The 715-nt window shown below is 54.0% G+C and carries 2 protein-coding genes; one reads left to right on the top strand and one right to left on the bottom strand.

The annotated features are described in order from the left end of the window. Nucleotides 1-184 (bottom strand): cupin domain-containing protein (locus IEX22_RS16205; RefSeq protein WP_229660104.1); only part of this gene is annotated, 184 nt, incomplete at its 3' end. Nucleotides 185-321: 137 nt separating this feature from the next. Here IEX22_RS16205 and IEX22_RS16200 point away from each other — a divergent pair. Further along, the coding region (locus tag IEX22_RS16200) for an EamA family transporter (RefSeq protein WP_229660103.1) at nucleotides 322-715 on the top strand (394 nt) is incomplete at its 3' end.

Raw genomic sequence — 715 nt, 5'->3', positions numbered from 1 at the left:
ACAACGACATAAAGCGCCGTCCTTGAGCCACCAGCTCCATCAAACCGCCGCGGCTCAGTTGCAGTTGCCCCCAAGTATGACTGTGCATGGGCGTCAGCGTATCGGGTGAAAATTGCTGGTAGTAGAAGAACACCTGCGAACCGTCACCGGGATGCTGTTCAGGCGGATGATAGATGTTGGCCATATGCAAATGTCCGAAGGCGGGTTGACTTTGTCTGATAACAGATATGTATATCACATAAGACGTGGAATAATCTGCCCCGTATTATCCAACCCAGGTTTGTCTGTTGAGCCTTGCTCTTAGTTCTGAGGAGCCCTGTTTTGTATCTGTTTCCCTTGTTGGCCGTAGCCATCTGGGCCGGCAATAGTCTGGTCAATAAACTCTCCGCCAGTGTCATAGCGCCGGAAGCCATCTCTTTCTACCGTTGGGCTTTTGCACTTTTGCTCTTGACCCCAGTGCTGCTCCCCGGGGTTTGGCGCCGCCGCGCCATGATCCGTCCTCATCTTGGCAAACTCGCCGTGCTGGCAAGCCTGGGAATGGTGCTGAACCAAAGCCTGGCGTATTTTGCCGCCGCGACCACCAGCGCCACTAATATGGCATTGCTCACTTCTCTGGTGCCGGTTCTCAGCCTGCTACTGGCGGTGCCTTTACTCGGAGTAAGGCTCTCCAAATTGGCACTGCTTGGCGCCTTTATCTCCTTCAGTGGTTTGCTGT

This window comes from Tersicoccus solisilvae, assembly GCF_014643255.1.
Lineage (GTDB): Bacteria > Actinomycetota > Actinomycetes > Actinomycetales > Micrococcaceae > Tersicoccus > Tersicoccus solisilvae.
The sequence above is the reverse complement of the archived record's forward strand: the minus strand, read 5'-3'. Positions and strand labels throughout refer to the sequence as shown.